The organism is Pseudomonas sp. Z4-7 (assembly GCF_051131965.1).
In the GTDB taxonomy this organism is placed as follows: Bacteria; Pseudomonadota; Gammaproteobacteria; order Pseudomonadales; family Pseudomonadaceae; genus Aquipseudomonas.
On sequence record NZ_CP071642.1, the window covers coordinates 5,355,916 to 5,380,948 of the forward strand.

Annotated in this window: 21 protein-coding genes; 14 read left to right on the forward strand and 7 right to left on the reverse strand. The window is 60.0% G+C overall.

Translation table 11 applies throughout. The features are described 5' to 3' along the window. The 4 genes from J3P91_RS24065 to J3P91_RS24080 all read left to right on the forward strand — a co-directional run bounded on the left by J3P91_RS24065 (position 1) and on the right by J3P91_RS24080 (position 6,906). Positions 1-1,653 carry an ATP-binding protein gene (locus J3P91_RS24065; protein ID WP_434601933.1) on the forward strand — a complete coding sequence of 551 codons (1,653 nt, stop codon included), beginning with the start codon at positions 1-3 and terminating at the stop codon, positions 1,651-1,653. A gap of 77 nt (positions 1,654-1,730) precedes the next feature. After that, positions 1,731-5,054, forward strand: a complete 3,324-nt coding sequence (locus tag J3P91_RS24070; protein WP_434601934.1) for a type I restriction endonuclease subunit R — start codon at positions 1,731-1,733, stop codon at positions 5,052-5,054. Continuing rightward, complete coding sequence (locus tag J3P91_RS24075; RefSeq protein ID WP_434601935.1) at positions 5,051-5,752, forward strand: M48 family metallopeptidase; 702 nt, start codon at positions 5,051-5,053, stop codon at positions 5,750-5,752. Before J3P91_RS24070 ends, J3P91_RS24075 begins: the two co-directional genes overlap by 4 nt. Positions 5,753-5,994: 242 nt before the next feature. Then, entirely contained in the window at positions 5,995-6,906 is a 912-nt protein-coding gene (locus J3P91_RS24080; protein ID WP_434601936.1) for a restriction endonuclease, read from the forward strand. A 76-nt stretch (positions 6,907-6,982) separates the two neighbouring features. Here J3P91_RS24080 and J3P91_RS24085 read toward each other — a convergent pair whose 3' ends face one another. After that, positions 6,983-7,294, reverse strand: a complete 312-nt coding sequence (locus J3P91_RS24085; RefSeq protein ID WP_434601937.1) for a DUF6124 family protein — start codon at positions 7,292-7,294, stop codon at positions 6,983-6,985. A 501-nt stretch (positions 7,295-7,795) separates the two neighbouring features. On the opposite strand from J3P91_RS24085, the gene J3P91_RS24090 reads away from it, so the two are divergent. The 4 genes from J3P91_RS24090 to J3P91_RS24105 all read left to right on the forward strand — a co-directional run bounded on the left by J3P91_RS24090 (position 7,796) and on the right by J3P91_RS24105 (position 14,439). Next, entirely contained in the window at positions 7,796-12,661 is a 4,866-nt protein-coding gene (locus tag J3P91_RS24090; RefSeq protein WP_434601938.1) for an RHS repeat-associated core domain-containing protein, read from the forward strand. Continuing rightward, on the forward strand, positions 12,658-13,053 hold the full coding sequence (locus J3P91_RS24095; RefSeq protein ID WP_434601939.1) for a hypothetical protein: 396 nt from the start codon (positions 12,658-12,660) through the stop codon (positions 13,051-13,053). Before J3P91_RS24090 ends, J3P91_RS24095 begins: the two co-directional genes overlap by 4 nt. 485 nt (positions 13,054-13,538) lie before the next feature. Further along, positions 13,539-13,877: a hypothetical protein gene (locus J3P91_RS24100; RefSeq protein ID WP_434601940.1), complete on the forward strand. Its 339-nt coding sequence runs from the start codon at positions 13,539-13,541 to the stop codon at positions 13,875-13,877. Positions 13,878-14,202: 325 nt separating this feature from the next. Continuing rightward, positions 14,203-14,439, forward strand: a complete 237-nt coding sequence (locus tag J3P91_RS24105; protein WP_434601941.1) for a hypothetical protein — start codon at positions 14,203-14,205, stop codon at positions 14,437-14,439. A 12-nt stretch (positions 14,440-14,451) separates the two neighbouring features. On the opposite strand, the gene J3P91_RS24110 is transcribed toward J3P91_RS24105, so the two are convergent. Next, positions 14,452-14,910, reverse strand: coding sequence for a GNAT family N-acetyltransferase (locus J3P91_RS24110; protein WP_434601942.1), 459 nt, complete (start codon positions 14,908-14,910; stop codon positions 14,452-14,454). A 158-nt stretch (positions 14,911-15,068) separates the two neighbouring features. Between J3P91_RS24110 and J3P91_RS24115 the strand changes: the two genes are divergently transcribed. From J3P91_RS24115 to J3P91_RS24140, 6 genes are all read left to right on the forward strand, one after another. Further along, positions 15,069-15,692 (forward strand): CDP-alcohol phosphatidyltransferase family protein, encoded by a 624-nt coding sequence (locus tag J3P91_RS24115; protein ID WP_434571567.1) that lies wholly within the window; start codon positions 15,069-15,071, stop codon positions 15,690-15,692. 10 nt (positions 15,693-15,702) lie between these two features. After that, positions 15,703-17,460, forward strand: a complete 1,758-nt coding sequence (locus J3P91_RS24120) for a bifunctional alpha/beta hydrolase/class I SAM-dependent methyltransferase (protein ID WP_434601943.1) — start codon at positions 15,703-15,705, stop codon at positions 17,458-17,460. After that, complete coding sequence (locus J3P91_RS24125; RefSeq protein ID WP_434601944.1) at positions 17,460-18,803, forward strand: phosphatase PAP2/dual specificity phosphatase family protein; 1,344 nt, start codon at positions 17,460-17,462, stop codon at positions 18,801-18,803. Before J3P91_RS24120 ends, J3P91_RS24125 begins: the two co-directional genes overlap by 1 nt. After that, positions 18,793-19,257, forward strand: coding sequence for a hypothetical protein (locus tag J3P91_RS24130; RefSeq protein ID WP_434571561.1), 465 nt, complete (start codon positions 18,793-18,795; stop codon positions 19,255-19,257). The genes J3P91_RS24125 and J3P91_RS24130 overlap by 11 nt, the downstream gene beginning before the upstream one ends. 114 nt (positions 19,258-19,371) lie before the next feature. Beyond that, a complete protein-coding gene (locus J3P91_RS24135; protein ID WP_434571559.1) occupies positions 19,372-19,992 on the forward strand; it encodes a lysophospholipid acyltransferase family protein in 621 nt (206 codons plus the stop codon). Position 19,993: 1 nt separating this feature from the next. Then, positions 19,994-20,926: a phosphatidate cytidylyltransferase gene (locus J3P91_RS24140; protein ID WP_434601945.1), complete on the forward strand. Its 933-nt coding sequence runs from the start codon at positions 19,994-19,996 to the stop codon at positions 20,924-20,926. Positions 20,927-21,007: 81 nt separating this feature from the next. Here J3P91_RS24140 and J3P91_RS24145 read toward each other — a convergent pair whose 3' ends face one another. From J3P91_RS24145 to J3P91_RS24165, 5 genes are read right to left on the reverse strand one after another with little or no spacing between them, the layout of a single operon-like run. After that, on the reverse strand, positions 21,008-22,165 hold the full coding sequence (locus tag J3P91_RS24145; protein ID WP_434601946.1) for a glutathionylspermidine synthase family protein: 1,158 nt from the start codon (positions 22,163-22,165) through the stop codon (positions 21,008-21,010). Between the two features lie 12 nt (positions 22,166-22,177). Further along, a complete protein-coding gene (locus J3P91_RS24150; protein ID WP_434601947.1) occupies positions 22,178-22,879 on the reverse strand; it encodes a DUF1190 domain-containing protein in 702 nt (233 codons plus the stop codon). Between the two features lie 19 nt (positions 22,880-22,898). Beyond that, entirely contained in the window at positions 22,899-23,327 is a 429-nt protein-coding gene (locus J3P91_RS24155; protein WP_434571556.1) for a DUF350 domain-containing protein, read from the reverse strand. A 15-nt stretch (positions 23,328-23,342) separates the two neighbouring features. Further along, positions 23,343-24,005, reverse strand: coding sequence for a DUF2491 family protein (locus J3P91_RS24160; RefSeq protein ID WP_434601948.1), 663 nt, complete (start codon positions 24,003-24,005; stop codon positions 23,343-23,345). Continuing rightward, positions 23,992-25,026 carry an ion channel gene (locus tag J3P91_RS24165; RefSeq protein WP_434571554.1) on the reverse strand — a complete coding sequence of 345 codons (1,035 nt, stop codon included), beginning with the start codon at positions 25,024-25,026 and terminating at the stop codon, positions 23,992-23,994. The genes J3P91_RS24160 and J3P91_RS24165 overlap by 14 nt, the downstream gene beginning before the upstream one ends. Between the last annotated feature and the right edge of the window lie 7 nt (positions 25,027-25,033).

Genomic DNA, 25,033 nt, shown 5'->3' on the forward strand with positions numbered 1-25,033 from the left:
ATGCCCCAGCGCCTGCCACCTCGCGAATCCCTCACCGTCGAGTTCAAGAGCGACCGAAGCAAGCTCCCCGACCGGGAGTTGATCGAGGCGCTGGTCTGTCTGGCCAACGCCGAGGGCGGCGAGCTATGGCTGGGTGTCGAGGACGACGGCACACCCACCGGCCTCCATGCAGAGCATCGTCTGCTGGTGGGCTTGGCCGGCATGGTCGCAGCGCGCACCTCGCCGTCGCTGAACGTCCAGGCCGAGGCGTTCGACCTGGACGGCGTGACCATAGCGTGCATCCATGTACCTAAGGCCCACGGCGAGGTGGCCACCACCAGCGGCGTCTACCTGCGCCGCCGCTTGAAGCACGACGGCACTCCCGAATGTATAGCCATGCTGCCCCATGACCGCAGCAGCCGCGCAAGCAGCTTCGGCCTGCTTGATGTCTCCGCCCAGCCGGTGGCCGGCGCCACCCTGGCGGACCTCGACCCGCTGGAACGTGAGCGTCTGCGCCAGGCGGTTCAGCAATACGGCGGCGACCGCGTGCTGCTGGAACTGGACGACGAAGCCCTCGACGGCGCGCTGCTGCTCACCGTGCGTCAGTCCGATGGCTCGCGCGTGCCAACCCTCACCGGCCTACTACTGATCGGAAGGGAAACCTCCCTGCGCCAACTGGTGCCCACCCACGAGTTCGCTTTCCAGGTGCTGGCCCAGCAGGCAGTGCGCTTCAACGAGTTTCGCCGCTTCCCATTGCTCAAAGCACTGGACTGGCTGGAAACCAACTTCCGTCCCTACAACCCAGAGGAAGAACTGCAGGTCGGCCTGTTCCGCGTGCCAGTGCCCAAGGTTGACCTCGGCGCCTTCCGCGAAGCCGTAGCCAATGCCTTGGTGCATCGCGATTACCACGGCAGAGGCGCGGTGCATGTGCGCCTGGAGGACGATGCTCTGGTGGTCAGCAACCCCGGCGGTCTGGTCGATGGCGTGACCCTGGCCAACCTGCTGGTGACCGAACCGCGTCCGCGCAACCCCGCCCTGGCCGATGCCATGAAGCGGGTCGGCGTGGTCGAACGCTCCGGCCGAGGCGTGGACAAGATTTTCCGCGGCATGCTCAAGTTCGGCCGGCCGGCCCCGGACTACAGTTACACCACCGCCCAAAGCGTAGTACTGCGCCTACCCACAGCCGAGGCCGACCTGGACTTCCGCCGCCTGGTAGTCGAGCACGAGCGCGCCACCAATGCCGAGTTGCCCATCGACAGTCTGATCGCCCTGGCCGCCCTGCGTGAAACCAAGCGCGTCACGGCCGACGAACTGGCCGTACAGATCCAGCGCGACACCGCCAGTGCCAAACGCACCCTGGAAGCCCTGACCGAAGCCGGCTTGGTCGAGGCCCACGGTTCTACCCGAGGGCGCAGCTACACCCTGTCAGCCAGTCTGTACCAAGCCGTGGGCGACAAGGCGGGCTATACCCGCCAGGCAGGCTTCACATCCATTCAACATGAGCAGATGGTGTTGAACTACGTGCAGCAGCATGGGCAGATTCAGCGCGCTGAAGTAATGGATCTTTGTCGGCTCTCGCCTGATCAAGCGGCAAAACTGCTCAAGCGCATGAAAGACCAGGGCGCACTGATACAGCAAGGTGAACGACGCTGGTCGGTCTATAAGCTCGGCTAAAAATTCTATGAGCTGCTATGAGCCGCTATGAGCCTGTATGAGCCCATACACGCCTGAACTGGATTAAAGGAGTAACCATGGGCTGGGAATTGGATGACGTCGAAAAACCCTTTGTGACTCAGCTACAGGGGCTGAACTGGAAGCATACCGAGGGCAGCCTCGACGACCCGGCCATCACTGGCCGCAGCAGTTTCAGTGAAGTGATTCAACGGGCCGCACTGGCCGAGCGCTTGTGTGCCCTCAACCTGCGCGACGGTCAGCCCTGGCTGGACGAGCAGCGCATTGCCGAAGCATTGGCGGCTATTACCCGCGTGAGTGCCGGCAAGCTGATGGAAGCCAACCAGACAGTCACTGAGCTGCTGCTCAAAGGCATCACTGTCGACGGCCTCCCGGGCTGGGAAGGCGGGCGTGGCCAGACCATCCAGTACATCGACTGGGCCACCCCGGCCAATAACCACTTTAGTGTGATCAACCAGTTCCGAGTGGATTGCCCGCCAGGCTATAACAGCGGCAAGAAATTTATCGTCCCGGATCTGGTGTTGCTTGTGAACGGTATCCCTCTGGTGGTGGTGGAGTGCAAGAGCCCCTCCATTCCAGAACCGCTGGCCGAGGCTGTCGATCAATTGCGCCGCTACAGCAACCAGCGCAAGGCAGCCTTCGAAGTAGAGGACAACGAGGGCAACGAAACACTGTTCGCTAGCGTGCAGCTGCTGGTCGCCAGTAGCTACGACGAAGCACGGGTGGGCTGCATTGGGGCCGGCTTCGGACATTTCTCCCAATGGAAAACCGTGGTTGGCCCGGAGGGTAACGGCAGCGAGCAGTCAGTAGCCGAGCAGTTGGGCAAAGCCAAACTGTCCGAGCAGGAGCGCTTGGTGGCTGGCATGCTCACGCCGGCCCACCTGCTCGATCTGATCCGGCATTTCATGCTGTTTATGCAGGTTGGCGGGCAGACCATCAAGACGGTCTGCCGCTACCAGCAGTACCGCGCGGTAAACCGCACGGTGATCCGTATGAAACGCGGGCAGACACGCCTTGAGCATGGCGAGAGCGACCAGCGCGGCGGCATCGTTTGGCACACCCAGGGTTCGGGCAAGAGTCTGACGATGGTATTTCTGGTGCGCAAGATGCGCACGGATACACAGCTGCGCCGCTTCAAGATCATCGTGGTCACTGACCGTAAAGACCTGCAAAACCAGCTCGCTGCCACCGCCACGCTGAGCGGTGAACTGCCGGAGGTGGCCTCCAATATCGAGGGTGTTAAAGCCTTGGCACGTCGCCAAGGCCCCGGTCTCGTATTCGCCACCATCCAGAAGTATCGCAATCCCGAACAGGAGGATGGGGAGGCGCTGATCCCTGCGGAAGCTGCGACATCCCTCAAAGCCGCCGAAAAGCGCGCGCCCTATCTGGTCAGCAAACCATTCGAGGTGCTCAACCACGACGAGAGCATTCTGGTATTGATTGATGAGGCGCACCGCACCCAGGCCGGCGATCTGCAGGCGAACCTGCTGGCGGGCCTGCCCAACTGCGTGCGCATCGGCTTCACCGGTACACCGATCATCATGGGCGATAAGAAACGCACCCACGAAATTTTCGGCGCGTTCATCGACAAATACACCATCAAAGAAGCTGAGGCAGATGGCGCAACAGTGCCGGTGCTCTACGAAGGACGCACTGCCCAGGGCGCATTGAAAGATGGGGCGAGTCTGGATGAACTGTTCGAGGATTTGTTCCGCGAACACAGTCAGGAAGAGCTGGAGCTGATCAAGAGAAAGTACGCCACCAAGGGCCATATCTTTGATGCCCCCGCGCTGATCGCTGATAAGGCGCGCGACATCCTCAGACATTACGTCATCAATATCCTGCCCAATGGCTACAAGGCGCAGGTTGTAGCCTATAGCCGGATTGCGGCAATCCGCTATTTCCACGCGCTGCATGCTGCCCGCGATCAGTTGCTGGCCGAGGCCGAAGCGTTGCCAGCAGCCGACAAGGACCTCGACGATGAAGCACTGTGCCAGCGTCCACCCAAGCTGCAGGCGCGCGTGCAGGCGTGGCGCTATCGCGACAGGCTACGCTGCCTGGAGTTCGCACCGATTATTTCTGGCTCAAATAACGATCCGGCCGAGTGGAAAACCTGGACGGATGGCAGCAAGCACGAGCTGCTGATCCAGCGCTTCAAGAAGCCCCTGAATCATGAGCAGCCGGGCAAGGCCGACCCGCTGGCTTTCCTGATCGTTAAGTCTATGTTGCTCACCGGCTTTGATGCCCCCATCGAAGGAGTCATGTACCTTGACCGGCCAATCAAGGAAGCCGAGCTGCTACAGGCCATTGCGCGGGTCAACCGTACTGGTTTCGGCAAGCGCTGCGGCATCGTGGTCGACTACTACGGGGTCGCCAACCACCTGCGCGAAGCCCTGGCAGCCTATGCCGACGAGGATATCGAAGGTGCGCTGAGCAGCATCAAGGACGAGGTCCCGGTGCTGCGCGATCGTCATCTTCGCGTGGTGGATGTGCTGCGTCGCCAGGGCATCGAGTCGCTGGAAGATGCCGAAACCTGCATTGCCGCACTGGAGTCGGAAAAGGTGCGCGCCGAATTTGCGGTAAAACTCAAAGCGTTCCTCAACTCATTGGACACCGTGCTGCCACGTCCCGAGGGCCTGCCCTTCGTCAAGGATGCCAAGCGCCTGGCCTATATCCATGCACGTGCACGCGGGCGTTACAAGGACCTGCCACAACTGGGCAAGGATGTCGGCGCCAAGGTGCGCAAGCTAATCGACGATCACGTTATTTCGCTGGGCATAGACCCGAAGATTCCACCGATCCAGCTCACCGACGCAGACTTCGAGAAGCAGTTGTCGCGTAGCGTCAACGACCGCGCCAAGGCCTCAGAGATGGAGCACGCTATTCGCTCGCATGTGCGCAAGCATGCCGATGAAGATCCGGTGCTTTATCGCAAGCTGTCCGAACGCCTGAACGAGCTGCTCAAGTCGTTGGGCGAGCAGTGGGATCAGTTGGTTGAGCAGATGCAGAAGATCATCAACGAGCTGCACAGCGGTCAAATGAGCAATGACTACAGTCCCCTGGATTTGCCCGAGCACTATGCCCCCTTCCTGCGCACCCTGCTGGATGTGGTGTGTGCCGACGCCAATCCAAAGCCCGCCGAGCTGCTGCGTTTGAAGGATGTGACAGCGGAACTGGTCGATCTGTTGGTGGGCGAACTCCAAAGCCACCGCGATATCTGGAGCCCGCGCAAGCGAGCGGCACAAGAGGAGCTGGCCGGGCAGCTATTCGATTACCTGATGCGACTGCGCCCTCCCTTGGTGGATAGCGATACGGCGGGGGTGCTGTCTGACCGCCTGATGGATCAAGCGAGAGCCAGCCATGAACGGTTGATGCAGCTGTGAGCAATCAAACCCTCACCGTAAACGATCTGCAACTGACGCTACGCCGCAGCGCGCGGCGCAAGACGTTACAGATCACTGTCGAGCGTGACGGCGCACTTATTCTGTCTGCCCCGCCAGAGGTTGAGGAGCACGCGCTGCGGCAATTCGTAGCGGAAAAAAGCTTCTGGATTTACTCGCGCCTAGCCGAAAAGGAACGCCTGCAGCGCTCAATCCCCACCAAGGAATACGTCGACGGAGAGGGGTTTCTTTACTTGGGGCGAAGTTATCGTCTCAAACTGGTTGATGTGCAGGATGTGCCACTGAAACTTTCTGCCGGTCGCTTCCGCCTGCTGCGTAGCGAACTGCCACGAGCCCGAGAACATTTCATCCGTTGGTACAGCGAACATGCCCGCAACTGGCTGGCCTTACGCGTCAAGAACCACCAAGCCCGCATGGATCTGATCCCCAGCGGTGTGCGTGTGCAGGATCTGGGCTATCGCTGGGGCTCCTGTGGCAAAGGCGCACAGCTCTATTTCCATTGGAAAACAATCCTGCTGCCCAAGCCCATTGCGGAGTATGTGGTGGTGCATGAGATGGTGCACCTGCAAGAACCACATCACACCCCAGAATTTTGGCTCCGCCTGGAGCGCGTCATGCCTGACTACGCACAGCGCAAGACATGGTTGGCAGAACATGGGATCGAAGTTGAAGGAGTCTGAAGCGCTTCTCTGCTCGTGACCTTTCGAACTCCAGGCTTAAGGTCGATCACGCCACCAAAACGCAGCTGGGGAACACACCCTGCGCAGATCAGGCAGGCATCCACTAATACTACAGACGTTCGATATCAGTAAGTCTCCGGCCCAGCCACACCAGTCACTATTTTGGGTGAAGGTCTGGGCGCACGACAACCAGGATCCGCACCTGCTTTAATACACCCCGGCAACTGAACAGGAAGTTATCTATGCCCATCCCTGATTTCCAAAGCGTCATGCGACCGATACTGGCCACCGTCGCCGACAATACTCCGCTAGCCCTGAGCGAACTTCGCGAGCGCATCGCTAACGAGTTTCAGCTCAGCGAGGAGGAGCGCAGCGAACGCCTACCTTCCGGCAAGCAAACGGTGATCAACAATCGAGTCGGTTGGGCGCGTACCTATCTGAATAAGGCGGGGCTGCTGAGCATTCCGTCCAAGGGATTGGTGCAGATCACTGAACGCGGTCGTGAGGCGCTGAACAGCGGGCCGGCACGTATTACCGTTAGGTGGCTCAAGCAATACCCTGAATTCGCCGCGTTCCATACCACCAGTCCCGCCGATGATCCAGCGTTCACCTTGCAGAGCGAACCCGTCGAACAAGCTACTCCCGACGAGCAATTGGCCTCAGCACACCAGGCATTAACGCAATCATTGGCGGATGAACTGCTGGCCCTGGTACGTGCCGCTTCGCCAACTTTTTTCGAGCAACTGGTAGTCGACCTGATGATCGCCATGGGTTATGGCGGTTCACGCAAGGAAGCAGGACGCGCGACGCAACAAACCAACGACGACGGCATAGACGGCATCATCAAGGAAGACAAGCTCGGTCTGGACGTCATCTACCTCCAAGCCAAGCGTTGGACCAACACCGTACACCGCCCGGAAATCGACAAGTTCATCGGAGCCCTCACCCGCCAACGCGCCCGCAAGGGGGTGTTCATTACCACTTCGGACTTTTCCAGCGGAGCCCGCGAAGCCGCCATGAGCCTGGATATCAAAGTGGTGTTGATCGATGGGTTGGAGCTGGCGCGGCTGATGGTCGAAAACAATCTGGGCTGCAACGTCAAACAGGTTTACGAAGTGAAGCATTTGGATAGCGATTACTTCGTGGAGGATTGACCGCTGCTTCCGACGACACAAAAAAGGCCTTGCTGAGCAAGACCTTTTTCTTTCAAAGGACGAGTGACTCGTCCTCCTACCTCATCTCAACAACATCCAATGCCCGATTAGCCAACAACTCACTTAGCTCAATCAACTGCAAGATCCCCAACGCGACATGCCGTCGCGAGCCTTCCAGGTCGAACGCCAGATCATTGATCATCGCATTGGCAGAAGCCAGGCTTTCGCTCAGGTTAGCGAGCAGGCACTCCATATCCACATCAGGTGCGACGGTAAATAAGGCGTCGGGCTTATCGGACGTTTCATCATCGATTTTCTTGTTGCGAGCAGACTGAGCGCGAGACTCATGTCCCTCTGTAGCTGGGGAGTTCGGTGTGATTTTGGCCATTGACTTAGGTTCCTGTAAGTGACGCTGCAACCACCTCGCGACTAAACGAGAGGGCGGCAGCTGTGCGCAGGTTAGTCGACCGGTGAACCTAAGAATCCCGGCGCGCCCGGGGGCGCCCTGCGCACAGCCACCATCATTACAGGAACAGCAAAGCCTGTCCGACGGGGACTTGGTACGCCTTAGGTTGAGACGGGCGACTAAACCCGATCACTGATGAGCAGTGACAGGACCCAAGCTACCGACCAACCCCAAGCCGCACAAGCCGGCCGATTCTGGCGTATTCGTAGGCAAAGGCGCAAGGCTGCGTCGGCCCCCTTCCAGATCCCACGAGCCTGATAAACACCCTAGGGTGAGTCGCCTCCATTTCAGCGCTTCGGCTTGCCCCCGACAACGTAGCGGCAATTAAAGAAACGCCCTACACGCGCTGCTTCTTTTCCTGACTTATTTCCTTTGCCGCCCCCGGCAAAGTCTCGCGTCTACCCTGCGCCGCGAGATGCCTGCATGCCCTTCTACGAGAAAATCCTTGCCCAGGGCAACGTCATTGGTTCGCTGGTGATGGCAGTCATGGACTCGGACCGTCCCGATGTCGAGGTGGTGCTGGAGGATTTCCGCCAATGCCTGAGCGACTACGACACTTGGGCAGAAGATTTCTGGGCCGGCCGGACGCTGGACATCAAGCAGGCGTTCAAGGTGGGCGACGAGGTCGCGCTGGCGCCTGCAAGAACTGGCGGCAAGCAGGTCAGCTCTATGGTGGCACGGTGTCCGGCGCAGGGCCCGTTGACGCTCGTGCATATGTTCCAGGCCTCGCGTTTCGTGCCAATCGGCGACACGCCGATGATGCTGGAGCCAATCCTTGGCGGCGAGCCGGGGAAGGAAACGTTTGGCGAGGCAGTCCGTCACGACATCGGCCCCAGCGGCATCCTGGAAATACCTGAATGCGACCGCGGTCGGCGTTATCGCATCACCTTTTTTCCTGATCTGACGACCGATCACGTCACGGCACTGTACGCGTCCTACCAGCAGGTGATCGTCGAGCTCGAAGGCTGGCTGAAAGCCGAGTGGAACGAGCTTCAACCACTGTGGAAGGAATTTTCCGAAAGCAGTTTCCTCAAGCGCGTCGACGTATTGCAGCAGGCTCAGTTGCGCGGCTTTGAAAACGCGCTGCATGGGCTATGGGACGACATCAAGCAGGTCTTCGATCTGTTGGCGGACCTGCAGGCCAATAGCGAAAAGTTGCTGGAGTACCTCACCGAGCTCGAGCTTGAGCAGCTGCTGAAAGCCCCGGCAGAGGCGATAGCCAAAGCCTTGATGATCTTGAGCGACGAGCCGTTGCTCTTGGTCTACACGGCGGCCTTCACCAGTTGGCTGCGGATGTTGCCGCCGCAGTACATGGCTGAAGTCATGGGCGAAATACGCGCCGCCATTCTGATCAACTTTCTGTTGGCGCGTTTTACTGGCGGCCTGGGTCTGGGTCTGCGCCTGACCGGCAAAGTGTTGCGCCATGTCCGCTCGGAACGCGCCCGCGAGTGGTTGCAGGCATCCAGCCAGCGATTGGGCCAACTCGGCGGCGGCAGCCTCGACAAACACGCCGATGTACTGAAACCGCTGGTGATCGGTGGCAGAGGGCCGTCGGTGGGGCCGGCGCCCGTCACGCCGTTGCAGATCACCACTGGGGATTCCGCGCCGCTGTCGGTCAGACATCCGGCTCCGATCGTGCGGGAAAAGTCCCAGGCAGCTGCACGGCTGAGCAAGTACGAACCCCACGACGACGCCCCCACCCCATCGAAAAACCCCAACGGCGACCCCGCCGACAGCGCCGCCCAGACCCGCACCGACGGCTGCCCGGTGTCGATGGTCACCGGTGAGGAACTGCTGACCCTGGAGGACGGCACCCTCGACGGACGTTTGCCGTTCATCTTCACCCGCCTCTACCGCACCAGCGCCGCCGAGCTGGACATCGGCCTCGGCCGTGGCTGGAGCCATGGCCTGGCCCATCGCCTCGTGATCGAGGGTGAGCAGGTGATCTGGATCGATCAGGAAAACCGCCGCACAACCTTCCCTCGCCCCAGCCTTCAGCGCCCGGCGATCCACAACAGCCTGGCCCGCGCGGCGATCTACCTGAGCCGCGAGCCGGACGAACTGATCATCGCCCAACCCGGCGAAGACGCCCCTTTCCTGCACTTTCGCGACGGTCATCTGACGGCGCTGAGCGATCGGTACGACAACCGCCTGACCGTCCAGCGCAACATCTACGGCGACATCAGCCGCCTGGACAACGGCGCCCGGCGCGGCCTGCGGTTGCGCTACGAGCATCGCCACCTGGTCGCCATCGACTATCAGAGCTTTGACCCGCAACAGCATCCGGACGAAGCCTGGCGCACCGAACAGACGCTGGTGACCTACCGCTACGACGGCCGTTTCCGACTGATCGAGGCGACCAATGCCGCCGGCGAAAGCGAGCGCTACGACTACGACGACCAGCACGTCATCCTCCAGCGGCAACTGGCCGGCGGCGCGAGTTTTTACTGGGAATGGCAAGGCCTCGGCCCAGCGGCGCGCTGCGTGCGGCACTGGGCGTCCTTCGCGCAGATGGACAGCCACTACAGCTGGGGCGAAGACGGCAGCGTCACGGTCCGGCATCTGGACGGCAGCCAGGAGGTGTACGTCCACGACGACCGGGCGCGGCTGGTGCGCCAGGTCGATCCCGCTGGTGGCGAACAGCTCAAGGCCTATGACCAGCAGGGCCGGCTGACCGCCGAGCAGGATCCTTTGGGCGCGGTGACCAAATACCGCTACGACGAAGCCGGACGGCTGGTGGCGCTGATTCCGCCTGAAGGCGAGCCGACGTCCTACGAATACCGCAACGGTTTCCTGCACGCCCGACAGCGCGGCAAAGCCGTGTGGACCTACCGGCGCAATGCCCAGGGCGATGTGGTCGAGGCCATCGATCCGGATCGTCACAGCACCCGATACGCCTATGACGCCCATGGGCAACTGCTCTCGATCCGCTATCCGGACGGCGGCACCCATCATTTTGTCCGCAATAGCCAGGGCCAGCTGACCGAAGAAACCCTGCCCGACGACAGCCAGCGGAGTTTTTCCTACGACACGTTGGGGCGGCTGCTGACCCGCAAGGACGAACATGGGGCGATTACCCACTACCAGTGGGATGCCGTCGGCCGCCTGCTGCAAACCACCCTGCCCACCGGCGCCACCCGCGCCTGGAGCTACAACGCCTACGGCAAGGTCACCGCCGAACGCGACGAACTGGGGCGCATCACCCGCTACGAATACGCCGACGACCTGCACCTGATCAGCCGGCGGCTCAATCCCGACGGCAGCGAACTGAAGTATCGCTACGACTCGGCGCGGCTGCTGCTCACCGAAATCGAGAATGAATCCGGCGAAAAATATCAGCTGGCCTACACGCCCAACGGATTGATCCGACAGGAAACCGGCTTCGACGGCCAGCGCACCGGCTACGCCTACGACCTCAACGGCCACCTGCTGGAAAAGACCGAGTTCGGTGCCGATGGCAGCCAGCGGCTCACCGCTTACCAGCGCGACAGCGCCGGCCGCCTGTTGCGCAAGACCTTGCCCGACGGCAAACCGGTCGAGTACCGCTACGACGCCCTCGGCCGGCTGGTCAGCGTCGACGACGGCCACTGGCCGCTGGCCTACGAATACGACAACCAGGACCGCCTCGTCGCCGAACACCAGGGCTGGGCCACCCTGCACTATCGCTACGACGAGGCCGGCCGGCTGACCTACTGCCGCCTGCCCGACCGCAGCACCCTCAATTACCGCCACCTCTACGGCGGCGCGCTGCTGGCCATCGACCTCAACGGCCAGTGCCTGACCGAGCACCGCTTCACCGGCACCCGCGAACGCCAGCGCCAGCAAGGCCTGCTGCTCAGCGACTACAACTGCGACGAACAGGGCCGTCTCAAGGCCCAGACCGTGTGGCAGACCCAGCAGAAGCAACTGTTCTGGCGCGACTATTCCTACAGCGCCAACGGCAACCTCGCCACGCTGTCCGACACCCGAAACCGACGCGCCTACCACTACGACCCGCAAGATCGCCTGCTGCGCATCGACTACGCCCACAGCCAGCCCCCGGAGCACTTTTCCCACGACCCGGCCGGCAACCTGCTACTGCACGACCGCCCCGGCCCGACCACCCTCAAGGGCAACCGCCTGCTGATGGAGGGCGACCGCCACTACGACTACGACGCCTACGGCAACCTGGTCCGCGAACGCCGCGGCAAAGCCCAGTGCCTGGTCACCGAATACCGCTACGACAGCCAGCACCGCCTGATCGGCCTCACCACCCCGGACGGCAACGAAACGTCTTACCGCTACGACGCCTTCGGCCGACGCATCGAAAAGACCGTGGACGGCCAGACCACCGAATTCATCTGGCAAGGCGACCAGCTCATCGCCGAAAGCAGCGACCACCATTATCAAAGCTACGTCTACGAGCCCGGCACCTTCCACCCCCTCGCCCTGCTCGAAGGCCAAGGCCCAAAAAACGCCACGCCGTTCTACTACCACAACGACCACCTCGGCACACCGCAGGAACTGACCAGCCACCAGGGCGAAATCGTCTGGGCGGCGCGTTACACCGGCTACGGCAAACTCACCAAACTCGCCCACGGCGCCGGCAAGCGACTGAACCAACCGCTGCGTTTCCAAGGCCAATACCACGACCTGGAAAGCGGCCTGCACTACAACCGACATCGCTACTACAATCCGGACACGGGGCGGTACCTGACAGCGGATCCGAGCAAGCTGGCGGGTGGGCTCAATGGGTATCGGTACACCCTGAACCCGACGGGGTGGGTGGATCCGTTGGGGTTGGACGATTGTCCGGGAGATGGATGTAAGAAGCCGGCGGTTGGAGAGCAGGATCCGGCGGCGAAGGTTTCGGTTGGCCAAACAGAACCTAAGCTACCTGTTCCTAAAAAAGAAGAGGATTTTCTGTATCGCGGTGACGCGCGAGATCCCGAAGATGTTTTTGAAAATGGGTTTAAAAGCAAAGGTAACAGTAAGGACCTTTTTCTGCACTCTATAGATAGTGATTGGCCTCCTAGCTATTACATTAGTACGTCCCCGTCAAGAAACGTGGGAAAGAAATTTGCCACCAATGATCATACAAGAATAGGGTACTTATATACACTGCAAAAAATTCCGGGACACGATCTAAAAAAGGAGCTAGGGGCCGCATACATATTCGGAGCGGAAGAAGAGATTGCAATTCCAGACCGAATAAAAAATGAAGATGTGCTCGGAGCCACTTTGATACTTGAAAACGGAAAAGAGTTTGGCTATTCCATACCCAATCCCAACAGGAAAATAAAGAAATGATTTCCAAAGTAGAGGTGTACATATCCAGAGGGAAAACAAAAGAAAAAACCCATCTTGTGTGCGACTCAAAAAAAATTACGATAACTTTCACCACAGAAGGCCACATTGAAAAAACTTATGTGGGCAGCAATTTTTATAAGTGCTTTTCGAGTCTTCGGCGAGACAATCCGGATGTGATTTTTTTCTGTAAGGGTTCTAAGACGAATGTTCACCCCTCCGGCATGTCAGCGCAGATGTCTTTGGGGTTAAAAGCATATGAACTCAACATGGGTATCGCTCCAGCACTCGACAATATAGTTTATATATTTGATTATGACGATAGCAACTTGGCTAGCGACCCGGACAAACAAGAAGCTTTTTTCAAGAAGTGGATTGAATCTCGTTTATTGTAGTTTTTACCACATCGACATCCCTAACTTTAGATAGGATAAAAGATTCTCAGGACAATTTACGCAAAATCACAGAAGCCACCTCGCATGGAAAGGGGACCGGAAAAGGGGACGGATTTATTTTTTAATAAATCCGTCCCCTTTCCCCCTCTCAAGCCACTGGCAGCTTAACTTCAAAGAAGCTAGCAATAGCGAAAATCAGACTCAACTGGTTTTTCCTGAATGGGCTATTGATGAATTTTTCTACGAGAACCTTATCTCAGGCGACGATCACGCTGAGGCTGTTTTCAAAAGATATAGAAAAATCTTGGACGCAGAGTAGCTAGGACCGCGTGTTGGTCTGTATTTTAGGCAGGCAGTCCCATAAGATAGAAATAGAACTTGAAAGAAACGGCAATGAACGTTGATAACACCGTAGTTCGACTTCCTCAAGGAACGATAACAAAATTAAAATAAAAATAAATTCGGTAAGAAAAACCGTCAGCCATGTGCATATTACCTTTTCGACAGCTATTGGTACTGGAGCGGCTACCTGGAAAGACGGGATACCAGAAGCAGGAGAGGAATGGGAAGTCGAACTAGAAATTAACGATGAGTTTGTGTATGGAGAAAATGCCAAAGAAGTTAATGAATCTTATTCTTTGTCAATGGAAAAGGAGGTGGTCAACCTTAATGCTCGGCTAATCTCAATTGCCGAGGATAAAATAGCCATACTTGATATAAATGGAACAAAAGTAATGATTGATTTGATTGACTGCCCTTCGAATCCACCCCGCTTCATACATTTGAGTTTCAAAGGCTTGAACCTATATCCCGTCCACCTATGAAAATTTTGCCTAGCCCTCACTCCGAACCACTCGTAGGCTTGGAGCAACTTTAGCTACCGCCCTAACTATAGCTGCAAAGCCGATTTGGCAAGATATAAATACCGCCTAATTGTAGAAGTGCGCTTACCGGCACCAGCGCCAGATCAGTTAACTTGATTCCAGCTCACACACCGCCATCGCGAGCAAGCTCGCTCCCACAAGGGATCGCCTAAATCCAGATGCCCACTCCAAGCCGATCATCGCGTTGTGCTGTGCAAAAACGGAACCCAATCCCAACGCGCCCCTCAATCCCAAAGAGACCACGTATCAATCGGAGCGCCCAGCCATGAACCACCCCACCCTAACCTTCGCCCAACTCCACCCCGGCGATCGCTTCACCCAACCCGCCGATCACCGCCTGTTCACCAAACTCACCGACAACACCGCCCGTGAGCACAGCGTGCATTCGATCAATCTGAAGGAGGAAGGCTTTGGCTACACCGAAGACCCCATCGAAACGTTGCCCGGGGATGCCCCGGTCGAGTACGTCCCGGTCGGAGGGCCGCTGCGTGCTGGGGGCTAGGGCTTATAAAAATCATAAACACCGCGCCATGAGCCATTGCTCCTTGCCCCAAGCCTCGAAGCGCTCCAGCACTTCCCAGCCCAGCCTGGCGTAATAATCCCGTTGGCTGTGGGTGTGCAGGAACAAGGTGGTGAAGCCTGCCTCTTTCGCATGGCTACAGATGCCGTCGATCAACTGCGCCGCAAGCCCTCTGCGGCGGGCATTCGGGCTGGTGAATACGCAGGCCAGCCAAGGGCCGAGGTCGGGGCGCTCAGGCAGATCGTCTCCCGCCAGCGAGGCGCCGCCCAACAACTGGTCGTGTTCCAGGGCGATCAGGCATTTCCAGCGGCCATCGCGTTGCCCCGCTGCAAACTCTTCCTGCCAACTGGCGAGCGACTGCTGCGCAAATTCATAGCTGAACTCTCGATAAAGCCACTCGGCCATCAGGTTGCACTTATCCATGTGGTTGATGAGCCAATCCACTCGCAGCATTTCAGCAGTCCTTTTGTAGTCGGTTTTCCAGCGCAAACACCCGCGCAGATGCCTACCCGCGCGCATTCCCAGTAAATACCCACCTGCAACGCCTCAACCTATCGTAATCTCGCATCTGCACAAGCCCTGCCCCGAATCCGGCCGAGATCCCATTTCAAATGCCTTCCATTTATCAACTCAAACCCGCCTTCCAGAATTTGCTTCGCCCCACCGTCCAACGTCTTTACAACAAGGGTGTCACCGCCAACCAAGTCACGCTTCTGGCGGGTGCTGTGTCGGTGTTGGTGGGGGCGGTAATTGCGTGGTTCGCCAGTCATCCGTGGGTTTTTATCCTGGTACCTGTGTGGATGTTCCTGCGCATGGCCTTGAACGCGGTGGATGGCATGCTGGCGCGGGAGTTTGGTCAGCAATCGAATCTGGGCGCGTACCTCAATGAGCTATGCGATATCATCGCCGACGCTGCCTTGATCCTGCCTTTTGCCTTGTTTGCCGATACCAGCCTGTTGCTCGTGTTGTTGGTCACGCTGTTGGCGTTGTTCAGCGAATACGCCGGCGTGCTGGGGGCGATGGTCGGGGCTTCGCGGCGTTATGACGGGCCGATGGGCAAGAGTGATCGCGCCTTTGTGTTCGGCGTGCTCGCGACCGGTATTGCCCTGGGTTGGCTTGGGGCGCTGTGGGTTGATGGTGTGATGGCGGTGGTTGCCGCCCTGCTGGTTTATACCTTGGTCAATCGGGTCCGTCATGGCCTGAGCCAGGTGTCGGAAAACGCTCCCTCAGCATAAGGAAGTTGCAATGCGCGAAGCCCAGGAACTGACGTTCACCACCCACGATGGCGTGGAGTTGTTCTACCGGCACTGGCCGGCTGTCGAGGCCGCGACGGGTGAACCCCGTCAGGCTGTGTTGTTGTTTCACCGCGGCCATGAACACTCCGGGCGCATCGCGCATCTGGTGGATGAGCTGGATCTGCCCGGGTTCGAGTTTTTCGCCTGGGACGCACGCGGCCACGGCCAGTCGCCTGGCGAACGCGGCGACAGCCCGAGTTTTGCCACCAGCGCGCGGGATGTGCAGACCTTTTGTGACCACATCGGCGCAACGCACCAGATCGACGAACAGAACATCGCCGTAGTGGCGCAAAGCGTCGGTGCGGTGATCGCATCCACCTGGGTCCACGATTACGCACCGCGCATTCGTTCGCTGGTGTTGGCGTCGCCGGCCTTCAAGGTCAAGCTCTACGTGCCGTTTGCCCGTCCGGGCCTGGCATTGATGCGCAAGTTCCGTGGCAACTTTTTCGTCAACAGCTACGTCAAGGCGAAGTTCCTCAGTCATGACCCGGAGCGGGTGGCGTCCTACGACAGCGATCCGCTGATCACCAAGGCCATTTCGGTGAATGTGCTACTGGGTCTGTACGAAGCGGCCGACCGGGTTGTCGCCGACGCGCAGGCAATCCAGGTGCCGACGCAACTGTTGATCTCCGGTTCCGACTTCGTGGTGCATCGCAAACCCCAGGAGCAGTTCTTCGAGCGGCTGGGCAGCCTGCACAAGGAAAAACACATCCTGCCGGGTTTCTTCCACGACACCCTCGGCGAGAAAAATCGCGCCCCGGCGATTGCCAGTGCCCGACGTTTTATCCTGCAAAATTTTGCCCGACCGCTGGAGCGCCCTTCCCTGCTGGACGCCGATCGCCTGGGCGTGACCTGCGCCGAAGCCGAAACCCTGGCCACGCCGCTGCCCCACAACTCGTTGCGCGACCTTTACTGGCGCATGACCCGCGCCAGCATGCGTTTTGGCAGCAAGTTGTCCGCCGGGGTGAAGCTGGGCTTCGACACCGGATTCGACTCCGGCAGTACCCTGGATTACGTCTATCGCAACCGGCCCACCGGCACGTCTGCGCTGGGCAAGATGATCGACCAGAACTACCTGAACTCCATCGGCTGGCGTGGCATTCGCCAACGCAAGTTGCACGTCGAAGAATTGCTGCGCCTGGCGATGGGCAAATTGCGCGAGCAGGACCGCGAAGTGCGCATCGTCGACATCGCCGCCGGACACGGCCGTTACATTCTCGAGGCGCTGCAAGGCGTCAGCCCGTTGCCGGAGTCGATCCTGCTGCGCGACTACAGCGACATCAACGTGCGCGACGGCAGTGCGCTGATCGTTGAAAAAGGTTTGGGCGATATCGCTCGATTCGTCAAAGGCGATGCCTTCGACCGTCAGGATCTCGCAGCCCTGGAACCCAAGCCGACCCTCGCCGTGGTGTCGGGCCTGTATGAGTTGTTCGCCGATAACCAGATGGTCGCGGGCTCTCTGGCCGGCCTGGCCGAAGCGGTCGAGCCCGGTGGTTTCCTGGTCTACACCGGCCAGCCGTGGCACCCGCAGCTGGAATTGATCGCCCGCGCCCTGACCAGCCACCGCGCTGGCCAGGCCTGGGTGATGCGTCGGCGCACTCAAGCGGAAATGGACCAACTGGTTGAGGCGGCGGGTTTCCGCAAGATCACCCTGCGGGTCGATGAGTGGGGCATCTTCAGCGTTTCGCTGGCTCAGCGAGTCCAGTAATGAGCGCGGTCATTGCTCCGGTCCGCGAACCCGCGCTGCTGAAACCGGCGGTGCTCTGGCTGCTGTTGCTGGCACCGCTGTTCTTCAGCACCTACGGCTTCGCCACCTGGGTAACGTCCCAGCGTGACGATGTCGGCACGCTGGTGTTCGCTTGGGAAAGCCACATGCCGTTCCTGGCCTGGACCATCGTGCCGTACTGGTCGATTGACCTGCTCTACGGCCTGTCCCTGCTGCTGCCCAACAGCCGCGACGAACTCAAGCGCCACGCCCTGCGCCTGCTCACGGCTCAGGTGATTGCCGTCAGTTGCTTCCTGCTCTGGCCGCTGACGTTCACCTTTCCCCGGCCGGAAATGGACGGGGTGTTCGGCTGGATGTTTGACGTGCTGGCCGGCTTCGACAAGCCGTTCAACCAGGCGCCGTCCCTGCACATCGCGCTGCTGGTGGTGCTCTGGGTCTGCTACCAACGTCACCTGCAAGGCTTCTGGCGCTGGTTGATGCACGGCTGGTTCGCCTTGATTGGCGTGTCGGTGCTGACCACTTACCAACACCATTTTGTCGACGTCCCCACCGGTGCGTTGGCCGGTTGGTTGTGCGTCTGGCTGTGGCCGCTGGACCGACCGAGTCCACTGCGAAGTGCACGCCTGACGCGCGACCCGGCGCGCCTGCGACTGGCCTTGCGTTATGGCGTGGGCGCCGCAGTCTTTTTCACGTTGGCGTTCGCCTTCGGCGGCGCGTGGCTCTGGCTGATCTGGCCGGCGGTCGCGGTGCTCATGGTGGCGTTGAATTACCTGACGTTTGGCGCCAGTGGCTTCCAGAAGCGTGAAGATGGCCGGCTGAGCCCGGCGGTGCGCTGGTTGCTGGCGCCCTATCTGGCCGCGGCGTGGATCAATTCCCGCGTGTGGACGCGCAAACATCCGCAGCCGGACCAGGTGGCAGATGGCGTCTGGCTCGGACGAATTCCTACCTCGGCGTCGCTTAAAAGCAGCCCGTTTACTGGCGTGCTCGACCTCTGCGCCGAGTTGTCGATGGACAGCACCGCAATCGCCTATCGCAGCTTGCCGGTGCTCGACCTGACGGCACCGACCGCCGAGCAGTGCCTGAACGCGGCGCAGATGATTGAGCAACTGCGCCAGCACGGGCCGGTACTGGTCTGCTGCGCCTTGGGTTATTCGCGTAGCGCCACCGTCGTGGCGGCGTGGTTGCTGCACAGCGGTCGGGCCGACAGTGTCGAGGCGGCCATCGCCCGGATCCGCCGTGCGCGCCCGGGTGTCGTATTGCACCCGGCCCATCGCCAGGCGCTGGAACAAATGTCCACAGGTTCGGGGAGTCGTCATGAGCAGTGACATGGAACTGCACACCGTGGCGAGCCTGCTGCGCCGCGGTCACTCGCTGGACCAGCTCTCCACCGGCCTGACCTTGCTGGCGGCGCTGATCGGCCTGGGTCAATGGCTGGTGGGCAGCATCGATCCATGGCTGCTGTTGCTGAGCTTTGGCGTGTTCGTCCTCGGCCTGCAGGAAAAATATCTGGCGTTTCGCGTGGCCTTTGATGCCGATCTGTTTCAGATCGTCGCGGATGCTGGCAAGCCGCTGACCGAACGCACCCAGGCGCTGGACGCCGCCCTCGCCAACCTCGGCCTGCAACCGGTCGAGCGTGGCGGGCGGTCATGGCCCGAGCGCAGCCACGGTTCCATGCGCCTGCTTCGCCGCCAAGCCTGGCTGGTGGCGACGCAAGCGCTGTTGACGGTGAGCTTCGTACTGGCGAGCCCCTGGTTGGTTTACTCGGGTCTGGGTGTTTAAAAACAGCAAGTGAATGGCCTTTGTGGCGAGGGGATTTATCCCCTCGCCACAGTGATGTATTCCGGCCAGTAAGCGTTGTGCAGATATTTATGTTTCTCAGGACAAGGAATCCTCATGTTCGAACCCGTGGTCGCCAACCTCATCACCTCCGCCGCGCGGATGGTCACCGGTGCTCGCAGCCTGTGGCTCGGCTGCGCGCCCACGCCGGTGCAGCGGATCTATTTCGCCAACCACAGCAGCCACGGCGACTTCGTGCTGCTCTGGGCCTCGCTACCGCCGGCGCTGCGCAAACTGACTCGGCCCGTCGCTGGCGCCGACTATTGGCAAACCAGCCCGATGCGCCGCTACATCATCAACCGGGTGTTCAACGGCGTGCTGGTGGATCGCGAGCGCAAGGACCCTTCCTACAGCCCATTGCAGCCAATGCTCGATGCGCTGGAGAACGGCGACTCGCTGATCATCTTCCCCGAGGGCACGCGTAACCCGGATGAAGGCCTGCTGCCGTTCAAGAGCGGGATCTACCACCTGATGAAAAGCCACCCCGAGGTCGAGGTGATCCCGGTGTGGATCGCCAACCTCAACCGCGTCATGCCCAAGGGCCGCGTATTGCCCTTACCGCTGCTGTGCACCACCAGTTTCGGCGCGCCGCTGTGCATCGAAGAAGGCGAAAGCAAAGAGCAATTCCTTGAACGCAGCCGCGCCGCACTGCTGGCGCTGGCCCCGGAGCACGTCTGACATGGATCGATATACCCTGATGTTGTTTGGCGGGATCGGCGCGATTCTGCTGCTGGCTTCGCTGGTCGGTTTCATACTCAAGCTGCGGACCAAAGGCGCACCGAACTCGGTCATCGAGAACCTCAATGCGCGGATCAATGCCTGGTGGATCATGGTGCTGGTGATCGGCATCGCGTTCTGGCTGGGCAACGCGGCGGTGATCCTGTTGTTCTACGCCGTGTCGTTCTACGCGCTGCGGGAATTTCTCACGCTGACGCCCACCCGGCGCAGCGATTACCCAGCCTTGGTGGCCGCGTTCTACCTGGCGCTGCCGCTGCAATACTTGCTGATCTATTACGACTGGTACGGGCTGTTTTCGATCTTCATTCCGGTGTACGTGTTCCTGCTGCTGCCGATCCTCGCGTCCCTTGGCGGCGACAGCACGCACTTCCTGGAACGCGCCTCCAAAGTCCAGTGGGGCTTGATGATCGCGGTGTTCTGCATCTCCTTTGTACCGGCGTTGCTGACCTTGGACATTGCCGGTTTCGAAGGGCGCAACCTGCTCTTGATCGCCTATCTGGTAATCGTGGTGCAACTGTCGGATGTGTTGCAGTACGTGTGCGGCAAGTTGTTCGGCAAGCACAAGATCGCACCGAACCTGTCACCGTCGAAAACCGTCGAGGGCTTTATCGGTGGCATTTTCCTGGCCTCGCTGATTGGCGGCGCGTTGTGGTGGATCACCCCGTTCAACCCATGGCAGTCGTTCCTCATTGCCTTGCTGATCAACCTGCTGGGGTTTGCTGGCGGCATCGTCATGTCGGCGATCAAGCGCGACCGAGGCGTCAAGGATTGGGGGCACATGATCGAAGGCCACGGCGGCATGCTCGACCGCTTGGATTCGGTGTGCTTCGCCGCACCAATCTTCTTTCATCTGGTTCGGTACTGGTGGACTTGAGATAACTGACATACCGCACACCCCTGTGGCAGCTCGCTCCCATAGGGGTGCAACGCTTGGCCAAAAGCTGTGTGCAGGTAATCAGTCGAGAATCAGATGCGGCAGGAACCGGCTGGAATCCTTGGTGATCAGGCTGTTGTCTTCGCGCACGCCGATGCCGGCCGCCTGGTCGCCGATGACCCAGGAGCCGATCAGGGTGTAGCTGTCGCCAAAGCGCGGCAATGGCGCGAATTCCTGGAGGATGAACGGTGCGTCGGTATAAGGGCCGTCTTCCTTGACGATCAAACCGTCAGCAGTCTGCAGCTCGATGTTGGCGCCTTCCCGGGAAAAGAACGGCTTGCGCACCCAGCCCTTGGGCACGGCTTTGCTCGTGTCGGTATCCAGGTGGGCCGCGAGCAGGTTCGGGTGGCCTTTGTTGAATTCCCACAGCAGCGGCAGAATGCCCTTGTTGGAAATGATCGACTTCCAGGCCGGCTCGAAAAACTGCGTATCGCATTGGGCGATCGCAGCGCCAAACGGCTCGTGGAAGATGAACTCCCAGGCGTGCAGCTTGAACAGGTGTGGAATCCAGCGCTCCTCCAGGTCGACGAAACGCCCGTCACTGTTGAGGCCGATGTCTTCGATATCGATGTGCCGCGATTCGATGCCGACTTTTTCCGCAATCAGGCGCAAGTAGTCCGTGGTGCCCTTGTCTTCCACCGAACCTTTCATCGAGGCGAAATAAAACGGTTCCTTGAGCTGCAACTGGGCAAAGGCCTGGTGCAGCTTGGTATCGATGCTGTTGAACTGGTCGGCATGGGCCGGCAGCACGCCGCGCTCGATGCATTGCTCCAGCCAGCCCCACTGGAACGCCGCCGCTTCGTAGAGGCTGGTCGGCGTGTCGTAGTTGAGCTCCAGCAGCTTGGCGGGGCCGCTGCCGTTGTAGGAGAAATCCATACGCCCGTACAGGTGCGGGTGGCCTTCAAGCCATGAAGTGCGAACCAGGTCGAAGAACGGCGCGGGAATGCTCAGGCGCTCCAGCAATTCTTCGCTCTGGACCACGCGGGCCACGAGGTCCATGCACATCTCATGGATCTCGGTCGTCGGGTCTTCCAGGTCATCCTCGATCTGCTGGAGGGTGAACTGGTAGTACGCGCTTTCGTCCCAATAAGGCTCGTCGTCGATGGTGTGGAACAGAAAGCCGAGCTGCTCGGCCGTCTGTTTCCAGTCAGGACGTTCTGCGCACTGGATCTTCTTCATGGTGCTGGTTCCTCAACCGCCGGAGCTGCTCGATCCGCCCCAACCGCTGCGGGCGCTGGAACTGCTGCCGAAACCACCGCGAGACGTGGAGGAAGCAACGGACATCGGCTTGCTGGTCTTGATGGTGTCGGTGTAGCTGCCGTACCGCGCCTGGTTGGACTTGGTAAAAGTCGAGCCCCTGGAGACACGCTGGCTGAGGGTCGAGGACCCGAAGCTGCCGCGATCATCGCGGTAACGGTAGACCGGCTCGGAGTAATAGCTGTTGCGGTTGCTGCTCAACATGTTGCCGATCAGCATGCCCGTCAGCAGGTTGCCGAAGCCTGAACCACCGACGTTCGCTTCCGAAGCGGGCAATTGGGCCCTGGCGGCGTCCACCTGGGATTGGGTGACTTCGCCATCGGCGCTCAGCTCGAAACCGCCCAGCCTGGGAATGAACTGGCCAGACGAGTCCTGCTGGCACCAATCGGGGACGAAGTCGGCATCGCAATCGGCCTGGCTGGCGTACGTCGGCGCGATGCGACGATGCTCGGCCATGGCGGTCATGTAAGCGTCGGCGCAAATGTCCACCGGCAGCTTTTCATCGACACATTGCTGGACGGACTGGAAGTTGTACTTCTTTTGCAACTTGTAGGTTTTTTCCGTTGGCCCGCAACCGGATATCGCCAGGGCGACCGACGCAGCCAGCGAAAGCTGGACGTACTTGCTTCGTTTCATCGGGATCTCCGTGGCGCAATCAGTTCGTGGAAGGCGTCATGCATGCGGCGTTCAGCATGCCGACGCTGATGGCCACGGCGGCGATGTAAATACCGGCGGCGATCTCACCATTCTTGATACGCGCGGAGGCGCCCTTGAGCACCAGGCTAGTCACCAGGAAGGCCAGCAACTGGACGGCTGCGGCGATCACCGCCCAGACAACGAAATCCAGCAGGCTGATCGAGTAGGCGATCACGTTGCTCGCAGGAATGGCGAAACCAACCAGGGCACCGCTCAGGGCGATCGCCGCGGCCACGTTGCCCGAGCGGATCAGCTCGAACTCTTTGTGCGGCGTGACATGGATGTAGATGAACTGAAACAGCGCGAACAGCACGGCCGCGCCGAGGATGTACAGGACGAAGCCGAACACGGCAGCCTTGTTCAGGGAAATGGAGAGCGCTTCAAGCATGGAATTCTTCCTTATTCAAAGAGTGTTCAGGTCAGTGGTGTACAGCGAAATACCCAGCGAAGTGCTCAGGCTGACGGTGCCTTCGGCGTCCTCTTCGACAGAGAACAGCAGGAATTCCCGGCGATCGGTCAGGCCGGTGTCGCGGGCGTACAGCATCGAGCGGTGCTCGACGCTGTAGGACTCTTGCGGATTGCTCACGCGCTCGGTCAACGCCACCAGTTCTGTCTGGCCAGCTTCGGAGCCCCATTCACGGGTGTATTCGACACCGTCGTGGGTGTAGGTCGGCAGGCCGATCAGGCTTTCCGGGCCAGCCAGCCGACGCAACTCCGCTTCGCTGTTGATCGTGACGTAGCTGAGGTAATTGAACAGGATCACCGACTCGACCTGCCCGGCGACGTCGCCGCTGGTGTGAACTTGCAGCCAGTAGTCTTCGTCGTTCATGTAGCAGCGCGACAGCCAGTTCGACTGCCCGAGGTCGACGATGCCCAGGCTCCAGATCTGTTGGGAGCCGGGGATGACCACGGTGCTGTTGCCGTCGAGCAACAACTTGAGCGTGGCATCGAACATGACCTGCTTGCCGGAGGCCAGGCCCAGCGGACCGCTGACGGGCGAGTCATGGCTGGCTGTCTTGTTCGCGTTCGGGGCCTCAAGCCCCATCAACTGTTTAAACCACCCCATGGGCAATTTCCTTGAGCCGCGCGGACGCGATGTAGAAGAGTTCTCCACCCGCGATGCGCGTGGTGCCAGGCGGATTGATCGATGGGTGTCGGGCACCCTTGGCGCGGTAGCCGATCAGCGTAGCGTTGTGCTGCTCTTTCATTCGGCCGTAGAGGTCGCCGAACGTCGCTTCAAACGCATCGGGCAATTTCATCAGGTATTGGGTGGCGCCTTCGCCGACACAGAGCAACTCGTTGATGACCACTGACGAGCCCGGATCCTGGGAGGCCCGCACGAGCATTTCGATGGCCATGCTGGAGGTGCATTCCAGGCTCGGCGCATAGGCGCTGGCGAGGGCGGCAATTTCGCTGTCATTGAAGTGGGCGACCACATGCCCGACGGGCCCCAGCCGATTGACCGCCAGCACCGTGGCCAGGGTCAGGTCGTCGGAATGGGTTCGCACCAGCACGCGCTCGGCGCCGGGTACGCCGGCGCGCTGCAACAGGGCGACCGAGGACAGGCTGTCGCCCTTGATGAACGAGGCCTTGCCGGGCATGGGGTTTTCTTCGAGGTCGCAATCGCAGATGACGATCAGGTTGTCATTGGACGTTTCGTCCTGCAGCAATAATTCAATGACCCGCTCGCTGGAGGCGCCCTCCCACCCGATGAGAACCGTGTGGCCGACCTGGCCAGTGAAATCGCCTTTGCCTTTCATGCCTTTTCTCCATACATCGATGACGCTGCTGGTGGTTTTGCCGATGGCTGCCGTCAGCAGCGCAATGCCCCCGAGCATCACCCAGGTAGCCACGAACACCCGTCCCGCCGCAGTCTGCGGCGCGAGATCGCCATAGCCGACGGTGAGCGTGGTGGTGAGATAGAAGTAGGTGAACGTGGCGGCGGCGATAAGGTGCTGCTCGCCCAGCAACACCAGGCCGATCCAGGCCGTGGACAGGTGCACACCCAGCGCAATGGCCAGGCCGGCCCAGCCGAATCGATGGAAGAACGACGAAGCGTACGCGCGCAACAGAAGGAAAATCGACATTTCGTCC

Coding starts and splice junctions, on each gene's coding strand:
- J3P91_RS24065 (WP_434601933.1), top strand. CDS start 1: ATGCCCCAGCGCCTGCCACCTCGCGAATCCCTCACCGTCGAGTTCAAG.
- J3P91_RS24070 (WP_434601934.1), top strand. CDS start 1,731: ATGGGCTGGGAATTGGATGACGTCGAAAAACCCTTTGTGACTCAGCTA.
- J3P91_RS24080 (WP_434601936.1), top strand. CDS start 5,995: ATGCCCATCCCTGATTTCCAAAGCGTCATGCGACCGATACTGGCCACC.
- J3P91_RS24085 (WP_434601937.1), bottom strand. CDS start 7,294: ATGGCCAAAATCACACCGAACTCCCCAGCTACAGAGGGACATGAGTCT.
- J3P91_RS24090 (WP_434601938.1), top strand. CDS start 7,796: ATGCCCTTCTACGAGAAAATCCTTGCCCAGGGCAACGTCATTGGTTCG.
- J3P91_RS24095 (WP_434601939.1), top strand. CDS start 12,658: ATGATTTCCAAAGTAGAGGTGTACATATCCAGAGGGAAAACAAAAGAA.
- J3P91_RS24105 (WP_434601941.1), top strand. CDS start 14,203: ATGAACCACCCCACCCTAACCTTCGCCCAACTCCACCCCGGCGATCGC.
- J3P91_RS24110 (WP_434601942.1), bottom strand. CDS start 14,910: ATGCTGCGAGTGGATTGGCTCATCAACCACATGGATAAGTGCAACCTG.
- J3P91_RS24115 (WP_434571567.1), top strand. CDS start 15,069: ATGCCTTCCATTTATCAACTCAAACCCGCCTTCCAGAATTTGCTTCGC.
- J3P91_RS24120 (WP_434601943.1), top strand. CDS start 15,703: ATGCGCGAAGCCCAGGAACTGACGTTCACCACCCACGATGGCGTGGAG.
- J3P91_RS24125 (WP_434601944.1), top strand. CDS start 17,460: ATGAGCGCGGTCATTGCTCCGGTCCGCGAACCCGCGCTGCTGAAACCG.
- J3P91_RS24130 (WP_434571561.1), top strand. CDS start 18,793: ATGAGCAGTGACATGGAACTGCACACCGTGGCGAGCCTGCTGCGCCGC.
- J3P91_RS24135 (WP_434571559.1), top strand. CDS start 19,372: ATGTTCGAACCCGTGGTCGCCAACCTCATCACCTCCGCCGCGCGGATG.
- J3P91_RS24140 (WP_434601945.1), top strand. CDS start 19,994: ATGGATCGATATACCCTGATGTTGTTTGGCGGGATCGGCGCGATTCTG.
- J3P91_RS24145 (WP_434601946.1), bottom strand. CDS start 22,165: ATGAAGAAGATCCAGTGCGCAGAACGTCCTGACTGGAAACAGACGGCC.
- J3P91_RS24150 (WP_434601947.1), bottom strand. CDS start 22,879: ATGAAACGAAGCAAGTACGTCCAGCTTTCGCTGGCTGCGTCGGTCGCC.
- J3P91_RS24155 (WP_434571556.1), bottom strand. CDS start 23,327: ATGCTTGAAGCGCTCTCCATTTCCCTGAACAAGGCTGCCGTGTTCGGC.
- J3P91_RS24160 (WP_434601948.1), bottom strand. CDS start 24,005: ATGGGGTGGTTTAAACAGTTGATGGGGCTTGAGGCCCCGAACGCGAAC.
- J3P91_RS24165 (WP_434571554.1), bottom strand. CDS start 25,026: ATGTCGATTTTCCTTCTGTTGCGCGCGTACGCTTCGTCGTTCTTCCAT.